Genomic DNA, 12,750 nt, shown 5'->3' with positions numbered 1-12,750 from the left:
TTCAACGCCAGAAAACCCTTATATTTCAAAATAAATCACTTTTCTAATTATTAATATATTGTATTCCATTATTAGCAAGGCTTTTAAATCCGGCATCTTTAAATACTTTCTTATCACTGATACAATAAACAAAGGTTCCGTTCATTGCCATAAGATAATACTTGTCATATTTCTTTTCATATTCATAAAATGCTGTTTCCGCATTTTCTTCAGTTAAATCATAACAGATATCAATAAATTCATTATTTTTCGTGGCATAAATTCTGTAACAGGAAATATCACTGTCAAAAACGGTATCATAGTATTCAATATCGTATCCTTTATCCTCAAGATTTTGAATTAATTGATCCTTCTTTGGAACAGCATCTTCCGGCTTGGTTTCTTCAATTCCACTTGAAGTTATATTTGTTTCAATGTGGGAAATCCCGTAATTTCTTTCTGTCTTTTCTTTTCTATCATCCTTTTTTATTATTATTACCGATGTAATTATAATAGCAATTAAAGCAACAACTGCTACAGCAGTTAAAATTACATTTCTTTTATTCATATAAAACCCCTTCCCCTATATAATATACATAATTTGTCTATTTATTAAGTTATTTCATCTTAAATAAAATTATGATTACCAGCTTTTTCCTATTATATATTAAATAGCTTAAGAAATCAATACAATATTTTATAGGCTCCTTTTCTTCCAATAAAAAAATCGGTATTTGCTTCATCTTTCGAAAATAGTGAGCTGAACTGATTTTACCCCAAGCGATGCAATCCATTTTATATATTATCATCACGCACTGCCCGCCAGAAATTTCAAATTCCTCTGTAAGTAAAATAGCTCTATCGTAATCTCCTGCTGCAGTAGTCTTTACATGCTTTCAGCCTCTTTATTATCCAGTAATTATCTAATGAAATGCCTAATGCATTAGTATATACTCCAATTATATCGAAAACAACTTAATTGTGTAAATTTTAGAGTAGAGCTATATGGAGGTATACCTATGAAACATTATAGAAAATTTTTTTTAGCTTCTTTTGCCTTATTATTCTTTATTATTTTAAAGGTAATAAACTCAACAGAAGTACAAGCTGCTACCATAAAATTAAATTCAACATCAGCAACTATGACTGTAAATTCTACTAAGACGCTAACTGTCCTTAATACGAAAAGTAAAGTAACATGGAGTTCAAGCAATAAGTCCGTTGCTACAGTAAGCTCAGGGGGCAAGGTCACAGCCAAATCCCCAGGTACCGCTACCATTTATGCGACTGTCGGTGGCATAAAGTTATCAAGCAAAATTACCGTTATTAAAATCAGTAGTTCCTCCGCGACTCTCTCCGTAGGCTCTACTAAAACCTTAAGTGTTTCAGGAACTAAAAATAAAGTTACCTGGTCTTCAAGTGACAAATCTATTGCCACTGTTTCAAGTTCAGGTAAGGTTACTGCCAAAGCACCCGGTACCGCTACCATTTATGCGACTGTCGGTGGCATAAAGTTATCAAGCAAAATTACCGTTATTAAAATCAGTAGTTCCTCCTCGACTCTTTCCGTAGGCTCTACCAAAACCTTAAGTGTTTCAGGAACGAAAAATAAAGTTACCTGGTCTTCAAGCAATAAATCTATTGCCACTGTTTCAAGTTCAGGTAAGGTTACTGCCAAAGCACCCGGTACCGCTACCATTTATGCGGCTGTAGATGGCGTAAAGTTATCCAGTAAAATTACTGTTAATAAACCTGTAACTCCTACTCCCACACCGGCACCCACAAAAACACCTACTCCTACACCATCGGTTACTCCTGCACCGCTTCCTGCAGAAAAACCAACTGAATCTCCAACAAATACAAAATCTTCAAAGAAAATTGTAGGTTATTATGCAGCCTGGTCCAAATATTCCGGCTTTACACCGAGCAAAATTGACGCAAATAAATTTACTCATATTAATTATGCTTTTGCTAACATTGGCAGCGACAATAAAATAACCCTAGGCTATCCGGATATTGATGGGGCGAATATAAAGGAGCTCAATCAGTTAAAAACTAAAAATCCTAATCTAAAAACCATTATATCCGTTGGTGGATGGTCTTGGTCAGGAAGATTTTCAGACGTGGCATTAACGCAGGAGTCCAGAAATACATTTGCTGACAGTGTTATAGATTTCATTATAAAATATGATTTTGACGGAGTAGACATTGATTGGGAATATCCGGTCAGTGGCGGTCTGGAATCCAACGTAAGAAGACCGGAAGATAAACATAATTTTACACTACTTCTTAAAACCTTAAGAGAAAAACTTGATAGACAGAGCTCTATCAATGGCAAAAAATATGAATTATCATTTGCCGGGGCAGCCGGAAGCTGGTATATTAAGAACATTGAATTAATGGAAATCAACAAATACGTAGATTATGCTTATGTTATGACATATGATATTCACGGTTCCTGGGAACCTATTACCAATTTTAACGCTCCATTGTATGGTACTGATCCTCTAAATCCTTATAAAATTAGTGTGGATTCCGCCATCAATAACTGGCTTCAAACCGGCTTTCCAAAAGAAAAGCTGATTATGGGAGTGCCGTTTTATGGTTTTGTTTATCAGGGAGTAAGTCCCCTTAATCAAGGCTTATACCAATCTTATTCAGGAATAGCCTCCATCAGCTATGATATCGTTGCAAATTATTATTTGAATACGCCAGGATTTACGCGTTACTACAATATGTATTCCAAAGTACCCTATCTTTTTAACGGCTCTACTCTAATAACCTATGAAGATGAACAGTCCGTAGCAGAAAAGGCCAACTATGTCAATCAGAAAGGCTTAGGCGGTGTAATGATCTGGGAGATAAGCCAGGATCCAAAAAGTATTTTAACTAATAGCCTCTATCAAGCCCTAAATAAGTAATTTTATTAATCAAAAAAATGAAATAAGCAGGATGTATAGCCGAATTTTTAATAGCATACATCCTGCTTATGTTTATGTGCTATGGTATCTGAAATTTATATTACATGAAAAGCAACCAACTAAAATACCCACACTAAGTCGATTGCACCACAATTTTAATTACCATCCCCAAACTATTTGTCTTAATATGATAAAGTCAAGATCATTAATTACATTATCCTGATTCATGTCTGCCGCTTTTAACCCATTAGGAAAATCGTTAATCCAGCCAAAAAGATACATCATCATCATGTATAAATCATTATCATCAACTCTTCCATCCCCGTTCAGGTCTCCTAAGAGAACATCGGGTCCGGGTTGATTCGGTCCTGTAGATCCATCATTATCGGTAAATCCGGCTGCACATGCCATCTGAACAAAATTCCAGAAACTTTGCTTCCATACGTTCCAATCATGTCCCCCTCCCTGGACAAGCCAATAGGTGTGGGGAATTCCCTGAGATACGCAGAAGTTGTGAACCCCTTCACTAATACCTAATAGGTAGTCATTTGTACCGCATGAGATAAAAAATGTTTTTAACTTATTTCTGGCAGCCGCACCGTTATCAGGGAACAGCCTGTTATTCGGATAAGTGTTAGGTGCTGAAGAAAACGCTCCGACATACTGGAAGAGGTCCAAATGGGTCAATCCGATGTTTAAGGTTTGTCCGCCACCCATTGAAAGACCGGCAATGGCGCGATGTTTACTGTCTGTTTTTACAGAATAATTATTTTCAATATAGGGAATAAGAGACTCCGTTAAATCTCTCGTAAAGTTTTCCCATCCGTCAGCTACTCCGTATCCTGATGCATTTCCGTTAGGAAGTACAAGGATAAACGGCTCAATCTTTCCTGCTGCAATAAGATTATCAAGGATCAAATGCGGTGCACCATTGTTATACCACTCATCTTCATTGCCACCGATACCGTGCAGTAAATACATGACACTGTATTTTTTGCTGGTTGTATATCCGGGCGGCAAATAAATTCTTGCTCTCCGCTGGCTGTTTGTCGCCGTCGAATAATATGTAATATAATTGACCTGACCGTGCTGGATACCATACTGATAATATTTAAACTATTTTTGTATTCTTATAAAACTTGATTCAAAACATTTAAGCCAATTAGAAAATATGTATATTATAAAAACCAACATAATTAATTCAATGGGTTTTATAAGTACTCCTTCTAATAAAGATTTGGAACTTTCTATTCCTCACATTACGGCAGCATCCGGGAAATAAAAGCTACATCTTCATCTAAGAGATTTTTATTCATTGTATTTTCTTCGTCAAAAGTTATATTATAAATATTGATGTTTTGCCTCTTCCAATAAAAAGGGCTCCTCCAAAAACAGTACTTTTGAATTATTGATTAACTAATTATAATAAAATCATTGCATATTAACACAGTCATAATAAAATACCCTTAAATATGTACCCGCAAGCACATACCAAAGGGCATTTTCTATCATAGAAGGATTTATAATTGTTACAATATTTCATAATTTGGCAACTAGCAAACTGTAATTTAGTTAATTATTTCGCCTTTGTTTTGGCTAATTTTTTACGCCATTCTCCCTGTTCATCGGTGGTCAATTTTGACCACTCAGTTACTTCACCTATAATTTTTAACGGTTCTTTCGAGCGATATGAACGTGTTAAGTTGCCGGGAAACTTTTTATCGGTAACATTAGGGTCGTTTTCAAAATCACCTGTAGGTTCTACTATATAAATACGTTCTCTTCCTTCTCCTTTTGCTAATGCTGCTGCCAGGGCTGCAACATTTATATTGGCAGTGAAATAAATATGGTTCATTTTCAGATCGGAATTGAAATTTGAAGTTCCACCTGCTGTAAGTAAATCACCAACTTTCAAATCTGCCTTTGTCCCATGATAAAATGGTCCATCATCAGAATGAACATCCTTATATGAATTTGATAACTCATAATATTTTTTTGCATTGTCAAAATCGCCCATCTCCTCAAAGCATTTGGCAATATTTAAATATAAAGTCGAGTATGCACTTTTAACATTTTCGTCATTTATATTTAGTGCGCACCGCAAAGATATTTCCATCCATTTCAATCTGTCTGTAATGCTCTTTTGTTTACGACCTAAATGATAAGCCGCAATAAACCTTTCATAGTCATCTGTAGCTTCATCCCATGCTTTCTGAAACATAGTGATAGCATCTTCAATTTTACCGCTATCCTCATAGCTCATCCCGCTCATGCAGAGTTTTATAACGGTGTTATTTGGATCAAATTTTATATTCATTTAATCTTACCTCCAAATTAATTATTATAAGCGCATAAAAAATTAACTTCTCTATATCTTCTCCATTGCTTGCTTTTTTAGGAAAAGCCGCTTACATACTATCAAAGTATAGCAGTTAAATTTAAAAATAAACATTCTATATTTGCTATTTGATTTATGTTATAATTAAAGTGAGGAAAAGTATTTTTATCAGAGAAGTTGCGCTTTTGATGTATCGAGGTCAGTCTTTATGTTTTTATGAGGATACAACTTTTTATTTTTCCCGGTCTTTTAAAACGGATTCTTTCAGGTATTCAACCTCATTTACAAGGCTTCGAAGAATCTCTATTCCTGTTCTTGTAATATCTACATTGGTTGATATTATTTTAAAAGCATATTCCATTACGCCTGTCGGAATATCAATAAGATTTTACTAATTCTCATCTATATCTCTGGCACTATTTCTTCAATAGCTTTATCTAAAAAAATTTCTCCGTCTAAGTGTTCCAATTCATGGCAAAAGCACTTAGCCATTTCGCCTTTACCTGTCACAATTATTTCTTCGCCATATTCATTCAAAGCCCGAACAGTTACTTTTTGAGGACGAATTGTTTTTACGAAACGATTAGGAAAACTAAGACATCCTTCAATACATTCTTGAACACCACTTGATTCTATTATTTGCGGGTTGACCAATTTAAGGGTATATCCACAATAATCAATTACAACTAATCGTTTTAAAATTCCTATTTGGTTTGCCGCCAATGCAGCACCATTTTCAGTATTATGAAGTGTATCCATCATATCATTAAGAATTTCTCTTATTTTATCATCAACCCTAGTTACTTCTTTACACTTTTTTCTCAAAATACTGTCATTGTTATATCGAATATTCCTTATTGCCATTTCTATTCCTCCTGCTGCTGTCTGCCCGTGTTTTTCTTGGACTTATTTCAAACAAAAAGACTTCTTCAATATGACACCCAAACACTCGTGAAATATCATAAGCAAGCCAAATAGATGGTTCGAATTTTTCTGTTTCTATGGCATTAATTGCCTGTCTTGAAACCCCTACCATTTCACCCAACTGCTCTTGGGTCAAACCAAATTTCTCTCTTAATTCTCTAACCCTATTTTTCATAAAAACCCCTTTATGTAAAGTTGACATTACTTAATAATATACTCGATATCCAATGTAATGTCAACCTTACATAAAAATCTATCTTACCGAATAGCCATTTTAATCCATGACGTCAATCACTATAATAAATGCAAAGAGATATTTTTTCATTATTACCATCCTTTCTTATGCCTGAGCTTTACCTTTGCTTTCCCATTTCTTTGACTATAAACATCGTTATAAGTAAAGTAATTGCAAGAAAATAGCAGCAAATACCGGGTTAGCCTTTTCCATTGATTTGAAAATAAAATATTCTATGGACTTTCATTGATTTAATTGCTATTTTTTATGCAATTATAGGTACTTTTTCGATACGGCACGTTCCACCTCATGCAATATAAGTTGGGATGTATTGGAACATCCAGAGAATAAAAAACACCTCCGATATATTCGTTTAAACATATCGAAGGTGTAAGTAATTGGTAATATACTTATTCCGAGAGTTAGTATGTCATTGTTAATGATCAAAGTTCACAGGATTTGTTGAAAGTACCAACCTAATATGCTTCGTATAAGTCTCCTTTTAATTTCTGTCCTCAGCTTTCTAAAGCCCAACAAATAGCCGGTTCAATGTACTCGTTCCAGAAATTCCAATCATGCACACCAGGGCTTTCCTTGTAGGTCACATCCACACCATTCTTCAAAAGAAAATCTCTGAAATCACGGTTAGCCTCCACTAAAAAGTCCTCACTACCGCAAGCCATGAATATAGGTTGTATCTTCTCACCATTTTCAAGCCGTCTCTTCACAACATATTTGGGATTATTCATGCTTTCATCCAGGTGCTCAAGATCACCGAAAGTTTGCCTGTAATAAGCGTAATTGGCTACCGGATTATGAGTTCCTGGTTTCATCCCTTTAATACCGTCACATATCAGAGCTGAAGACAGTCCTATCATTTTTCCGAATGCTTCCGGATGCACCAACCCACTGTGTATAGCACCAAATCCACCCATAGAAAAACCGCCAATGAAAGTATCCTCAGGGACTTTTGCCAAGCCAAACGTATTTCGCAGAAAATTAATTAAATCTTTGCAAATAAAGTCTTCATAATTGTTGCCACTTGCCTCCATATTTAAGTAAAAGCTATTGTCTCCCGAAGGCATTACAACCGCAATATTATATTTTGCAGCTAATTCACCAATTCTGCTTCCTATCATCCAATCCATGTAATTTCCGGAATAACCATGAAGTAAAAATAATGTTTTCATAGGTCTTTTATAATGAATATTCCCTTCTGTCATCATAGGTGGTGTATCAATCGGTAACACCATTAATAAATTTGTAAAACGGCTAAGGGACGGTGCAAATAATCTAATATTTAATTCAGCCATATTTTTTCTCCTTTTATTAATAAAAATATAAAAGTATACTTTTTATTAATATCTATTTTTTGAAAAAACATCCTGTATAAAATGGTCTGCAAGCGGTTCCCAAAGATCAAAGTTTTGATTTCCTTTGCCGTCTATTATTTTCCAACCGGCATAGCCATGCGGATGCCCCGAGAAAGTGTGAATCTCAACCGGAATTTTTCTCTGACATAAATCAAAATAGACGGCATTCAAATTCTCGATAGCAGCAAAGTCCATCCTTCCCACAGCAAAAAAGGTGGGAGGATAAACGACATTGGTGTAATCAAATTTCGTTCCCTTATGTCTGGGACCATATACACAAATCTGAGCGTCAGGAGTGGCAGAATACTTGTCTAATTCGTCCGGCTCATAATCCGTAAAAATATCCTTAACTTGTTGTTTTCCCGAATAATACTGAATACACTGCTCTATTGCGATACCACCATTTGAAAAACCCGTAAGTACAATTTGATTTTCTTTAATGCGATATTTCTCTGCATTAGCTCTCACATAGCGTATTGCTCTTGTCACATCCACTCCGCATTCTTGCCCCTTCCATGGTCTGCGGTTAGGACGACCGACTAAAATAAAGCATTGATATCCTCTGTCGTTAAAGTTCTTGCAAATTTGATAGCATTCACTCACCACATTCATGCCATGCTCGCCACCGGCAATGGTTATCATTGCTCCCTTGGGTTTTATATTCTCAGGTAAAAGTACTTCCAGCAAATAAGGTTTGAAATCCGGATCGTGGGCATATTCATAATCATCATTATGTGTATATTCATTAAAACCAGGAATCTTGCCATCAGGCCAAAGATACACAGGAGCTTTCACTTCGTAAGTATTTTGCAGCATGTTCCTAAGTTCCACAAACTTATGTTGCATCTTTTCTTTTTCGGCAGGGTCTTTACAATCTCTAATTTTAAAAACCAGGCGAACCATGTCCGCCAAAGTTTCTACCGGATAATCAATCGGATTCTCAAACAGTGGAATGGCTAGATGTTGCTCTTTGCGAAAGTCCATACTTTCTCCTAATATTTTCAATAGTAATGCACTCGCAATAACCTTGCCACCCTCAGCATTGGGATGAACACCATCTCCGAAGTGCATTCCATCTTTCATAAAATGGATATCATCTTCTTTTCTCATAAGTTCATCAAGGTCTATCAAACCATCCGCGCTGTTTTGTGATCTTATTCTTGCGTTGAAATCTTGTCGGATTTGCTCTGCAGCTTCTCTAAATGGCTCATTATAGCATCCAAAGGGCATTACCGTGCTGATATACACTTTACTCCCTTTTGAATGTGCTATATTAATTATCTTTTCTAATCCATTCCACAAATCTTCTCCTGTTGGAATTTTATCTTCTTTAAAAACAAAACTATGAGTGCAATCATTTACACCTTCCATACAGAATATAATATCAGGTGTAGTATCTTCATATATATCCTTTTCAAAACGCTCGATACCGGCTTTACCAAACAGCTTGCCATGTCCCGGCATAGCTTCTACATATGGTGCATCTGCTATCAATCGGTTTCCACCAATTCCTCCATTTATCACCGTAACCTGACCAGGCAGTCTGCGGTAAAGCATTTTAGTCAGAGGATCACTGTAATAGGACATATGTGTAATAGAATCCCCAAATAAAGCTACTGTTTTTACATCAGCGTCTGAATATAGAGCCACTCGGGAAAAACCCACCAAGCATCTGCCGGAGTAAATGTTTGATCCCAGAAAAGGAAAAACATCCTTATAATCCAGTTTTTTACCTTCTTGTACATCTCCCTCATAAAGATTGCTGTTCCAAATTTCAGTACTCCAGGTTAAACATGCCGTTTTTACTACTGTTTTTTCTTTAAAGTATGTAAAAATCTCCAAATCGTCTATAGCAAGCACATTCCATTTTATCTCGTCGCTCCAGCATTCTTCATCAGGCTTAAGAATAATTTTTTCCTTATTATTTCTGGTAATGGTTACACCATCTGACAGAATTCCTGTAAGACGGTTTCTTTTGCAAACAACCACTTTCTCCATAATAAGTTCGCTGTCATTTCCTATATTTGTAAATTTTAATCTTATCTTTTCCCCGTTTAGGTTGTTTTTGATTACCACATGCTGAGTTACATTCTCCAATACTCCGAGCTCAGTATCGTAAGTAATCGGTACATAGCCCCAAGTTAATTTCCATTGTTTCACTTTTTGCTCACCACCTTACGCTATCGATATTTTTTTGATCCATTTTCCGCTTCTGAGTCTTTTAACACACCAAATTGCTTTTGCTACCTGATCTATTTTTAAAAAAGTATAAATCCAAAATGCAGAAAAATTAAATACAAACCCTGCCAAGATACCCAAAGGTATGGACAGTACCCATAGGAAAACATTATCTGTCACCATCAGCATCAAGGTATCTCCACCACCACGCAAAGTTCCTTTTGTCATAATAGTGTTGGTGGACTGAAACAGTACGATTATGCTTATAGCAGACATCAGTTGCCGTGCGATTTCAGCAGTCTCATCCGATACATTATAGGCACGTATCATAGGATCACTTATTAGCCTAATCACCATAGCAGCAAACATTCCGAAAGCAATTCCCAGACCAAGCAATGCATATCCTTGGCTTTGTGCTTTCTTTTTGTTACCCTCGCCCAATACGTATCCCGTCACAATAGCAGCCGCCTGCGCCATGCCCATGGTCAATACAGAACTCAGCTGTTGAGTCATCGTTGTAACTGCATTTGCTGCAACAAAACTCTCTCCAAGTCTTCCGATTACCATGGCTATCACGTTGTTTCCAAACATAAAAATAAAATCACTTATTAAAACCGGTAAGCTAATACGAATATACTCTTTCCACAAAGAACCCGTTTTCATAAAAAGGTGTTTCAACCTAAAGCCAATTACAGTATCTTTTATGAATATATACCCGCATATCATTACAAACTCAAAAATACGGGCAATTAAAGTTCCAACGGCCGCACCGGCAACACGCATTTCGGGCATTCCAAACTTACCAAAAATAAAAACATAATTGGAGCCTACATTGATAAAAAAAGCTGCAATAGAAACAAAAAGAGGTAATTTAACTTTTCCCACAGCTCTCAATACCAAGGTACAGGTTAAAGATAAACCCATTAAAAAATAACTTATAATTGACCACTTAAAATAAATACTCCCCTGTTCAATAATGTTTTTATCCGGGGTGTAAATACGCATAATACCTCTTGGAACCATAATTGTTGCTATGCAAAACACTGTAGCAATCACAAGAGAAAGTCTAATCATAATTGCTATTGTCTTTCTTATAGCTTCCGGTTCACGCATACCATAATAACGAGATACCAGTACCGAAGCCCCCATTCCAATTCCCATACAACAGCCAATAAAAATCACAATAAATTGATTAGCCAGGGAGACTCCTGAAAGCTCCGTCTCCCCAAGTGAACTAATCATTATGGTGTCCATCATGTTAACACCGGTTGTTATCAAACTCTGAAAAGCAATTGGGATAGCAATTCTTGCTATCGTCTTATAGAATGATTTATCCTTAATATATAGCTTGTTAAATATTAGTCTAATACTGTTCATCTTTTTCTCCAAACTGATATAGTCCATTGTCATTTGTTAAATATCTTTAGTTTACTCTGTATAGATACTTTCCTTTGTCTTAGGATCTCTTGAGAAATGTGAGAAGAATTCATACATCTGACGAACCATTTCCGGGGTAGGCCAGTGAGGTATATTCATCATGCACATAATTCTTATACGGGTCACGCCATCCCTACTTTTTAAATCTCCTATATAATTTGTAATTCCGTCAGATACCACCGTCTTCAGACAATCAGCAGGAAGAGGCAATCCAAGACCCTTCTCTGCCTCTGATAGATCATCTCGTTCTCTCATAGCAAGAACTTCTGAGAGATCTATCTCCTTTGCATCGTTTACCCTTGCCCAGGAATTGATACCTTCCACCATTTCTTTTACAAATGAGCTTCCATTATACATATTCTTCGCATCATATACAGGGAATCGTCCGCCATCCAGGTTTCCCGAAGCCGTAAAAATAGGCATATTAGTATTCATCGCCAGTGCCCGAGGTATTCCGTCAAAAGGCATTTGCGGCTCAGGTCCTATCGCCTTGTCACAGAAGCTGTTATTAATAGGAGCTCCACAAGGTCCTACCGCAGCATATACGTCCGGACGCTTATTTCCCAGTGTACAAGACATATACCCTCCATAGGAAAAACCACAGGCATATATTCTACTCTCGTCTATCGGATAAAGCTTTTTTGCCTTATCCAGAATTTCGTCAATAATATCATCAAGTTCCAGTGAAGGGACAATTACAATCCACTCGCGCTTTGCAGCTTCCTGGACAAAGCCCCATCCATCGATGATACTGATTGGATTAAAACCTCCGTGCAGTACGACTACTGTAGGGTATTTCCGCCCCTCATTCCTAGGATCAAAGGCTGAAACCGGAACAAAGGAGTTCCACATTTTATAGCGATTCTGTACACCTTCCATTGGGGAATTGGGAGATTCCCATAAATAACCCGTCTTTGCGGCGTACTCCGTCCAGCTCATCACATCATCCCGTCCGTGGGCTTCCTTTACCATTCCAAGCTTTGCCCAGTAAGCCAACACTTCCGGAGCAAAATCATCGAATTTATCCAAGATAGGCTCCATCATCTTCTCCACAGCATCAAGAAATCCCTTGTCTTTTAGTGCCTGCAAATCCACCATTGGATTATAGGTCACATATAAATCCTTGATTTTATCAATCTTTCCGGAATCAGTCATCACAAACTGCCGTTCTAAAATTCTATCATAATGATCCATTCGTATTCCCTACCTTTTTTTAAAGCGGCATATTTAAAGATATGAAAAGACAATGTTCTTTTCCTATCTTTTTTATATTTCTAATAATAAAGCCCATAATTAAATAATATAGCAAATCTAACATTTAGCATTTATCCTCAATTCAAAACTTTTATATGTATTGATGATTAA

10 protein-coding genes and 2 pseudogenes are annotated in these 12,750 nt (G+C 36.4%); 1 reads left to right on the top strand and 11 read right to left on the bottom strand.

All coding sequences use genetic code 11. The features are described 5' to 3' along the window. Nucleotides 1-43: 43 nt before the first annotated feature. On the bottom strand, nucleotides 44-547 hold the full coding sequence (locus tag HHT355_RS03720; RefSeq protein WP_103202086.1) for a hypothetical protein: 504 nt from the start codon (nucleotides 545-547) through the stop codon (nucleotides 44-46). A 451-nt stretch (nucleotides 548-998) separates the two neighbouring features. Here HHT355_RS03720 and HHT355_RS13845 point away from each other — a divergent pair, with 451 nt between their 5' ends. Next, a complete protein-coding gene (locus tag HHT355_RS13845) occupies nucleotides 999-2,900 on the top strand; it encodes a glycosyl hydrolase family 18 protein (RefSeq protein WP_103202084.1) in 1,902 nt (633 codons plus the stop codon). Between the two features lie 159 nt (nucleotides 2,901-3,059). Here the strand turns inward: HHT355_RS13845 and HHT355_RS03705 are convergent, their stop codons facing one another. The 10 genes and pseudogenes from HHT355_RS03705 to HHT355_RS03670 all read right to left on the bottom strand — a co-directional run bounded on the left by HHT355_RS03705 (nucleotide 3,060) and on the right by HHT355_RS03670 (nucleotide 12,579). Continuing rightward, nucleotides 3,060-3,971, bottom strand: coding sequence for an alpha/beta hydrolase-fold protein (locus HHT355_RS03705; protein WP_278320042.1), 912 nt, complete (start codon nucleotides 3,969-3,971; stop codon nucleotides 3,060-3,062). Between the two features lie 505 nt (nucleotides 3,972-4,476). Continuing rightward, nucleotides 4,477-4,845, bottom strand: a pseudogene (arr, locus tag HHT355_RS13955) (NAD(+)--rifampin ADP-ribosyltransferase); the annotation flags it as partial. A 39-nt stretch (nucleotides 4,846-4,884) separates the two neighbouring features. Beyond that, nucleotides 4,885-5,016 (bottom strand): annotated as a pseudogene (locus HHT355_RS13950) (hypothetical protein); the annotation flags it as partial. 454 nt (nucleotides 5,017-5,470) lie between these two features. Next, the gene (locus tag HHT355_RS13840; protein ID WP_278320039.1) at nucleotides 5,471-5,599 is read right to left on the bottom strand and encodes a hypothetical protein; all 129 of its coding nucleotides are present in this window, start codon (nucleotides 5,597-5,599) and stop codon (nucleotides 5,471-5,473) included. A 41-nt stretch (nucleotides 5,600-5,640) separates the two neighbouring features. Further along, nucleotides 5,641-6,102, bottom strand: coding sequence for a peptide deformylase (def, locus tag HHT355_RS03695; protein ID WP_103202081.1), 462 nt, complete (start codon nucleotides 6,100-6,102; stop codon nucleotides 5,641-5,643). After that, the gene (locus HHT355_RS03690) at nucleotides 6,077-6,337 is read right to left on the bottom strand and encodes a helix-turn-helix transcriptional regulator (protein WP_103202080.1); all 261 of its coding nucleotides are present in this window, start codon (nucleotides 6,335-6,337) and stop codon (nucleotides 6,077-6,079) included. The genes def and HHT355_RS03690 overlap by 26 nt, the downstream gene beginning before the upstream one ends. 575 nt (nucleotides 6,338-6,912) lie before the next feature. Next, nucleotides 6,913-7,710 (bottom strand): alpha/beta hydrolase, encoded by a 798-nt coding sequence (locus HHT355_RS03685; protein WP_103202079.1) that lies wholly within the window; start codon nucleotides 7,708-7,710, stop codon nucleotides 6,913-6,915. A gap of 45 nt (nucleotides 7,711-7,755) precedes the next feature. After that, nucleotides 7,756-9,930, bottom strand: coding sequence for a GDSL-type esterase/lipase family protein (locus tag HHT355_RS03680; RefSeq protein WP_103202078.1), 2,175 nt, complete (start codon nucleotides 9,928-9,930; stop codon nucleotides 7,756-7,758). Nucleotides 9,931-9,945: 15 nt separating this feature from the next. After that, nucleotides 9,946-11,325: an MATE family efflux transporter gene (locus tag HHT355_RS03675; RefSeq protein ID WP_242967519.1), complete on the bottom strand. Its 1,380-nt coding sequence runs from the start codon at nucleotides 11,323-11,325 to the stop codon at nucleotides 9,946-9,948. A 51-nt stretch (nucleotides 11,326-11,376) separates the two neighbouring features. Further along, nucleotides 11,377-12,579 carry a prolyl oligopeptidase family serine peptidase gene (locus HHT355_RS03670; RefSeq protein WP_113976278.1) on the bottom strand — a complete coding sequence of 401 codons (1,203 nt, stop codon included), beginning with the start codon at nucleotides 12,577-12,579 and terminating at the stop codon, nucleotides 11,377-11,379. Between the last annotated feature and the right edge of the window lie 171 nt (nucleotides 12,580-12,750).

Source organism: Herbinix hemicellulosilytica (assembly GCF_002904165.1).
Classification (GTDB): domain Bacteria; phylum Bacillota; class Clostridia; order Lachnospirales; family Lachnospiraceae; genus Mobilitalea; species Mobilitalea hemicellulosilytica.
This window is presented reverse-complemented; position numbering and strand designations above follow the sequence as displayed.

Excerpts from the sequence above, each read along its gene's own strand:
- HHT355_RS03720 (WP_103202086.1), bottom strand. The coding sequence starts at position 547 with ATGAATAAAAGAAATGTAATTTTAACTGCTGTAGCAGTTGTTGCTTTA.
- HHT355_RS13845 (WP_103202084.1), top strand. The coding sequence starts at position 999 with ATGAAACATTATAGAAAATTTTTTTTAGCTTCTTTTGCCTTATTATTC.
- HHT355_RS13840 (WP_278320039.1), bottom strand. The coding sequence starts at position 5,599 with ATGGAATATGCTTTTAAAATAATATCAACCAATGTAGATATTACAAGA.
- def (WP_103202081.1), bottom strand. The coding sequence starts at position 6,102 with ATGGCAATAAGGAATATTCGATATAACAATGACAGTATTTTGAGAAAA.
- HHT355_RS03690 (WP_103202080.1), bottom strand. The coding sequence starts at position 6,337 with ATGAAAAATAGGGTTAGAGAATTAAGAGAGAAATTTGGTTTGACCCAA.
- HHT355_RS03685 (WP_103202079.1), bottom strand. The coding sequence starts at position 7,710 with ATGGCTGAATTAAATATTAGATTATTTGCACCGTCCCTTAGCCGTTTT.
- HHT355_RS03675 (WP_242967519.1), bottom strand. The coding sequence starts at position 11,325 with ATGAACAGTATTAGACTAATATTTAACAAGCTATATATTAAGGATAAA.
- HHT355_RS03670 (WP_113976278.1), bottom strand. The coding sequence starts at position 12,579 with ATGGATCATTATGATAGAATTTTAGAACGGCAGTTTGTGATGACTGAT.